Source organism: uncultured Campylobacter sp. (assembly GCF_905373215.1).
In the GTDB taxonomy this organism is placed as follows: Bacteria; Campylobacterota; Campylobacteria; order Campylobacterales; family Campylobacteraceae; genus Campylobacter_B.
Genome location: NZ_CAJPRT010000040.1, coordinates 1 through 6,480, shown reverse-complemented (window position 1 = coordinate 6,480; position 6,480 = coordinate 1). Strand labels below are relative to the sequence as shown.

Here is a 6,480-nt window from a genome sequence, read left to right as displayed (position 1 = left end):
GCGATCGAGCAGTTTGATCTAAGCGGCTACGATGTCGTGCTATCTAGCTCGCATGCCGTCGCAAAGGGGGTGCTGACGCACTCAAATCAACTTCATATCGCCTATGTGCACACGCCGATCCGCTACGCGTGGGACCTGTATCATCAGTACTTGCGGGAAAGCGGGCTAGATCGCGGTTTAAAGGGCATGTTGGCGAAGTATTTTTTGCATAAAATTAGGCTTTGGGACGCGAGCACCGCAAACCGCGTGGATCACTACGTCGCAAACAGCCGCTACATCGCGCGCCGTATCAAAAAAACATACGGCAAGCCTAGCGACGTCATCTATCCGCCCGTGGATGTGGATAAATTTACGCTGCGCGAAGCCAAAGAGGAGTTCTACCTCACTGCCTCGCGCATGGTGCCGTATAAAAAGATCGATCTCGTCGTAGAGGCGTTTTCGCAGACGGATAAAAAGCTGCTCGTTATCGGCGACGGGCCCGATATGGCCAAAATAAAATCAAAAGCGGGCAAAAATGTCGAGCTTTTGGGCTTTGCGAGCGATGAGACGATGGCGGATCTCATGGGGCGGGCTAAGGCGTTCGTTTTTGCCGCCGAGGAGGACTTCGGCATTACGCCCGTAGAGGCGCAGGCATGCGGCACGCCGGTGATCTGTTTCGGGCGCGGCGGCGCTCGCGAGACGGTGCTTGATGGTGAGAGCGGGCTGTATTTTATGGAGCAAAACACAAAAGAACTGCTTGCCGCCGTAGCTAAATTTGAGCAAAATTATGATAAATTTGAGCCTGTAAAAATCAGAGAAAATTCTTTAAAATTTTCGCGTGCGCGCTTTGAGGCCGAGATCAAAAGCTACGTCGAGAAAAAATATGAGGAATTTAAGGACGGCCTAAATGACTAATATAATCCTAAGCGGCGGCAGCGGCACGAGGTTGTGGCCCATCAGTCGCACGCTTATGCCAAAGCAGTTCGTGCGCCTCTTTGACGATCGCTCGCTTTTTATGATGAGCTACGAGCGAAACTCCCCGCTATGTGAGCGCACGCTCGTCGTCTCGAACGAGCAGCAGTATTTTTTGGCGCTCGATCAGCTTGAGGCCCTAGGCGCGCGCGACGTGAAATTTCTACTCGAGCCCGTCGGCAGAAACACGGCTCCTGCGATCGCGCTTGCGTGTTTGAGCTTAAAGGCCGAAGAGATCGTTTTCGTAACGCCGAGCGATCATCTAATTAAAGACGAAGCGGCGTATAAAAACAGCTTCTTGCGCGCGCACGAGTTTGCGAAGCAGGGGTTTTTGGTGACGTTTGGTATCAAGCCAGCGGATGCAAATACGGGCTATGGCTATATCGAAGCAAGCGGCGAGGACGTGTTAAAATTTCACGAAAAGCCTGAGCTTGCGGCAGCGCAAAGCTATATAGCGGCGGGGAATTTTTACTGGAACAGCGGCATGTTTATGTTTAAAGCGGGCGTATTTTTAGGCGAACTAAAAGCGCAAAGTCCTGTAATTTATGAAGCCTGCGTCCGTGCGCATGAAAATTCTAACGCGGAAAATCCGATTAGAATTAATTTAGACGATATGCAAGAGATCCCAGCAGATAGCATCGATTACGCAGTTATGGAGCGCACGAGCCTTGCTAAGGTCGTGCCCGCAGACATCGGCTGGAGCGATCTGGGAAGCTTCGATAGCTTAGACGCCGAGCTGCCCAAAGACGCGAACGGCAACACTGCAAGCGAGCAAAATATCGCTCTAAATTCTAAAAACAATCTCATCATCGGCTCGGGCCGTACGATAGCCGCCATAGACGTCGAGGATCTCGCTATCGTCGATACCAAAGACGCCCTGCTCGTATGCAAAAAAGGCTCTACCCAAAAGGTAAAGCAGGTGGTGGAGCGGCTAGGCGGTAGCGATCTGGCGCGCGTGCACGTAACGACGCACCGCCCATGGGGCAGCTACACGGTGCTCGAAGATGAGCGCGGCTATAAGATCAAGCGCATCGTCGTTAAGCCCGGCAAGCGGCTATCGCTGCAGAAGCACTACCATCGCAACGAGCACTGGATCGTCGTTAGCGGCACTGCGACCGTGACTGTGGGCGAGCGAAATTTCTTGCTGCGCGAGAACGAATCTACGTTTATTAGGATGGGCGAGATCCACCGCCTCGCAAACGAAGGCAAAATCCCCGTGGTGCTAATCGAAGCTCAAGTCGGCAGCTATACCGGTGAGGATGATATCGTGCGCCTTCAAGATGATTTTAATAGGAGCTAGGATGAAAAAGCAACTCTGCGTTTTGATAATCTTGGCGGTCGATATTTTCGGCATCTGGCTTTGCTTCGGGCTTGCCGTGGTGCTTAAAAATTTGCTCTACGGCGATAGCATGCTGCTGGACATCGGCAGGTATCAGGGCTTCGCGTCGTCCTACGTCATAATGATATTTCTATTTTTTTATCAAGGGATCTATTCGAGGCGGTATGATTTTTGGCACGAGAGTAGAATTTTAGTAAAAAGCTGTTTTTTGGGGCTTTTGCTAAGCCTAGCACTACTTGCTTTAATCAAAGTCAATTACGAATTTTCGCGCGCCAGCTTTATTTTGAGCTTTGCCTTTATGGCGGTAGTTTTGCCGCTTTTTAAGCTCGTAATGAAAAGGAGGCTTTTTAAATTAGGCCTATGGCAAAAGAGAGCGAAAATTTTAGGCGAGGGCGAGGAGTTTGAGAGTGCTATCTTAGAAAGCGCGTATTTGGGATACGTAAGGGCGCTAGGCAGGGACTACGACGTACTGTTTATCGGCGGAAGCAGGCTTGAAGCGGGCGCTTTAAACGAGCTCATCGAGAGCAACATCAGGGAGAATAAAGAAATTTTATTCACCCCCGTGCTGCGCTCATACGACTTTACGCAGACGGATATTTACAGCGTTTTTGCCTCGCGTACCAGCCTCTTTGCGATACGAAATTCTTTGAAAAGTCCTCTAAATTTAGCGCTTAAACGCGGGCTTGATTTGGCGCTAATTTTCTTAGCGCTTCCTTTGCTGGTGCCGATTTTCGGCATAATCGCGCTGATGATGAAGCTAAAAGAACCGGACGGGCGCATATTTTTTTCGCATCAAAGAATGGGATTCGGCGGCAAGCCGTTTAGATGTCTGAAATTTCGCTCGATGAAAGAAAACGGCGATGAAATTTTAGCTCAGTACCTAAAGCAAAATCCGCAAGAGGTGGAGTATTTTGAAAAATATCACAAATACGAGCATGATCCGCGCATCACGAAGCTGGGCGATTTTTTGCGCAGAAGCTCTCTAGATGAGCTTCCGCAGCTGATCAACGTCCTAAAGGGCGAAATGAGCATCGTAGGTCCTCGCCCGTGCGCGCAATACGAGCGCAAGGATATGGGCGAATACGCAGATCTAATTCTGGCCGTCAAGCCTGGCATTACGGGGCTTTGGCAGGTGAGCGGGCGCAGCGACGTGGATTTTGCGACCAGGGCGGGCATGGATGCGTGGTATATGAAAAACTGGTCGATCTGGAACGACATCGTCATTATTTTAAAAACCTTCAAAGTCGTTTTGGCGCGAGAAGGGGCAAGCTGATCGGTTATCGAATTCTTAAGGCAGGTTCTTTCTTTTGAGATAAATTTTAAATTTAATACGGCGCTTCGATCAAGATATTAAAATCTTCTGAGCTAAATTTTGCTATGATTTAAAATACATATACACAACAATGTAATTGCATGAAAATAGCTAGGAATTCGCGCCGCAAAATTTGAAATTTTGAAATTTCATCGCATGCTTGCGTAAAATAAGACTACGCAAAAATGGTGATAGTTTAATGCACGCGATTAAGATTATGTAGTATCGCGGGAAAAGTATTAGCGCAAATTGTATTGTTTAAGCACACAAAAAAGGCGCTACCTGATAAATTTTACCGCCGCTTTCCGCTTTTGCGCGAATACTGTGACGCAAAATTTGCACAACGCGGATAAATTTATCCTCGCTTCCGCGCTCACTCTTTCTAAAATTCTAAATCGCCCATTGTAAAAAGCTGAGTTTTAAAATTTAGTGAGTTTGCAGATAAAATTTTGATCTGCTTGAGGATAGTGTCCAGTGAAATAGATAATGGAAATAAACTATTCGGAAATCATACTATTTCAAATACTATCTACGGATACACAGATAAAAAAGCGACCAATGGCTATGAGGCTCTAAAGGCATATGATCTAAATGGCGACAACGTAATAGATGAAAAGGACGAGATATTTAATAAACTTAAAATTTGGAAAGGTACGAATTCTGACGGCATTACCGACGAAGGAGAATTAAGCTCACTTGCGGATAATAATATCAAAAGCATTGATCTAAACTACAAAGAGATAACGATAAATGAGAATTCTAATACCGTAAAGCAAGGCTCTAAGGCTGCTGCTCTTATCAATGAGCTGATCTACGAATGGGCGGAGTAAGTGAAGCGGCTAAAGACTCACGGGGAATTTATAGCTGCTTAAGTAAGGTGGATATAGAATTCGTAAAAACAACCAAATCAAGGCGAGAAAAGGACTGAGATTTTTATAACATTCACTGTCGACAGATTGCTTCGCTTGCAAAGTTTACCCGCAATGACGAGAAAAGCAAAAAAATGGAAGGATAAAATTTGGAAAATTTTGAAAACTGGAATAAAAATGTTAAAAAACGGAATTTAAACTCAAACGAAAACGCAAATTTAAACGATTTCAATCAAAGAGACTACGATAAAAAGCCGATAGTAATTAAAAATCCTTATGAATTCTTTCTTTCAAATTTATTCTTTTTTTCTCATTGCGGAACGGTGCTTGTTTTATTGGTTTATGCTTATTATATGGGGATTGCAAATGTTAGCAATATTTTTCTATGGGCTTTTTTTGGGCTTGGCGTTTTGCATATCGTAGCTACATTTTATTATTATATCATTAAAAACAAATGCGAAACCAAATTTACAAATAAAACAATCGAATTTATTATAAATGGCGAAGTTAAAAGGGTTAAAAATTTAGTTGATTTAGAACCTATCATAAGGACTTTTAGACTGCTTACACCATCATCGCTAATTGGAATTATTGTTTTTAATCTACTTATATTTTTTATGGTTGCATTAGTAAAAATGGTTCATTATCTTATCGCCTATTATGTCATTTATTTACTTTTAAATTGTTTGTTTAAACTTATTTTTCATTTGATTTTAGGCGGAAATTTGAAAGATTTTACATTATTTCCTGCTTTTATATTTGATTATGGAGAACTCATATGCAAAGGAAGGTCTAGTTTAGATATTCTTAAAGATAAATTTCATATGGTTTATATAATTCATAAACAAGATTATTCAGATTTACAAAAATATTTTTCTGATAAGAAACATATAAATTTAAACTTGGTTGAAAAGAAATTTTAACCTAAAAAGGAGAAAAACATGAGTAGAGAATTAGTTGCTAAACAAGAATTAGACAAAGCAGAAGTAAGACTTAGAAAAAATAGTGATTTGGTTAGGCAATTAACTGAATTCCTTAAAGATGCACTTTCTGGTGCCAATATGTCTCTTAGTGGCTCAGAAAATATGTAGAAATAAATAGCAAAAGATACACAAAAATCGAACTAGACGCTTATATCAAGAAAGTAAGATTAGCAAATGGTTTGGCTGGCATAGCCGACGATCAAAGCTTCGGTCATACCGTCGTGGGCGCAGCTATGGATTTCGGACTTATTGCAATTACAAAATTCATCCCTGTTGTAGGTTGGGTAACGCTATGGTATGATATAGGAAATTTATTAGATAAGTTGGACGGAAAAGATAGTGGCATATTTGATTTACGTAAACAGGTACAAAATTTATGGGACAAAATAACGGGTGACGGACTATCAGATATAGATAAAAACGCTCTAAATAAAGGAATTTTACGCATAACAATGCCCGACAAAACAGTCTATGCAAGACCTTTATCGTCATCATTTTTCCCTTATGGCGTAACTCCAGGCGGACTTTTAACGAGCGACTACAAAGACGATGTTTTATTCGGCGGATATGGCGATGATACGCTAATGGGTAAAGGCAGCGGCGATTTACTAATAGGTGGATATGGAAATAATGGTAAGACAAATTATAAAAGCTTCCAAAGAGTTTAACAAGCTTAAGGGCTACTATACATTTTTTAATATATAGTAGTTTCTCTTAAACTGCCTGTATAATCTAGCGTTTTTAGCATTTGAAATTTTTTTGAGAAAATTTGAAAAAGCCGTAAAACAGGGCTTTTAAAAAAATCAAAAAAACTAAAAATAGGGATAAAATTTAATAGATGGTGTCCCGTGTAGGATTCGAACCTACGGCCGCCTGATTAAGAGTCAGATGCTCTACCAACTGAGCTAACGAGACAAGAATTGTAATTGTAGTGATAAAAATATAAAAAACTGATTAAATTTTATAAAAATTTCGTTAAATTTCATAAAATTTTATTCGGTCTTTATATATCTAATAACTCATAAA

The 6,480-nt window shown here is 42.3% G+C and carries 7 protein-coding genes and 1 tRNA gene; 7 read left to right on the top strand and 1 reads right to left on the bottom strand.

Annotation, left to right across the window (positions count from 1 at the left end; genetic code table 11):
• From QZ176_RS10110 to QZ176_RS10080, 7 genes are all read left to right on the top strand, one after another.
• Positions 1-894: glycosyltransferase (locus tag QZ176_RS10110; RefSeq protein ID WP_295153316.1), on the top strand; the 894-nt coding region annotated here is incomplete at its 5' end.
• The gene (locus QZ176_RS10105) at positions 887-2,251 is read left to right on the top strand and encodes a mannose-1-phosphate guanylyltransferase/mannose-6-phosphate isomerase (RefSeq protein WP_295153314.1); all 1,365 of its coding nucleotides are present in this window, start codon (positions 887-889) and stop codon (positions 2,249-2,251) included. The genes QZ176_RS10110 and QZ176_RS10105, both read left to right, overlap by 8 nt.
• A gap of 1 nt (position 2,252) precedes the next feature.
• Positions 2,253-3,563 (top strand): sugar transferase, encoded by a 1,311-nt coding sequence (locus QZ176_RS10100; protein WP_295153312.1) that lies wholly within the window; start codon positions 2,253-2,255, stop codon positions 3,561-3,563.
• 506 nt (positions 3,564-4,069) lie between these two features.
• Complete coding sequence (locus tag QZ176_RS10095) at positions 4,070-4,432, top strand: hypothetical protein (RefSeq protein WP_295153310.1); 363 nt, start codon at positions 4,070-4,072, stop codon at positions 4,430-4,432.
• Between the two features lie 188 nt (positions 4,433-4,620).
• The gene (locus QZ176_RS10090) at positions 4,621-5,394 is read left to right on the top strand and encodes a hypothetical protein (protein ID WP_295153308.1); all 774 of its coding nucleotides are present in this window, start codon (positions 4,621-4,623) and stop codon (positions 5,392-5,394) included.
• An 18-nt stretch (positions 5,395-5,412) separates the two neighbouring features.
• On the top strand, positions 5,413-5,562 hold the full coding sequence (locus QZ176_RS10085; RefSeq protein ID WP_295153306.1) for a hypothetical protein: 150 nt from the start codon (positions 5,413-5,415) through the stop codon (positions 5,560-5,562).
• Between the two features lie 71 nt (positions 5,563-5,633).
• The gene (locus tag QZ176_RS10080) at positions 5,634-6,122 is read left to right on the top strand and encodes a hypothetical protein (protein WP_295153304.1); all 489 of its coding nucleotides are present in this window, start codon (positions 5,634-5,636) and stop codon (positions 6,120-6,122) included.
• A 171-nt stretch (positions 6,123-6,293) separates the two neighbouring features.
• Here QZ176_RS10080 and QZ176_RS10075 read toward each other — a convergent pair.
• A tRNA-Lys gene (locus QZ176_RS10075) sits at positions 6,294-6,369 on the bottom strand.
• Positions 6,370-6,480: the final 111 nt, after the last annotated feature.

What these genes read in the sequence shown, in the direction of transcription:
- QZ176_RS10105 (WP_295153314.1), top strand. Translation starts at nt 887, where the DNA reads ATGACTAATATAATCCTAAGCGGCGGCAGCGGCACGAGGTTGTGGCCC.
- QZ176_RS10100 (WP_295153312.1), top strand. Translation starts at nt 2,253, where the DNA reads ATGAAAAAGCAACTCTGCGTTTTGATAATCTTGGCGGTCGATATTTTC.
- QZ176_RS10085 (WP_295153306.1), top strand. Translation starts at nt 5,413, where the DNA reads ATGAGTAGAGAATTAGTTGCTAAACAAGAATTAGACAAAGCAGAAGTA.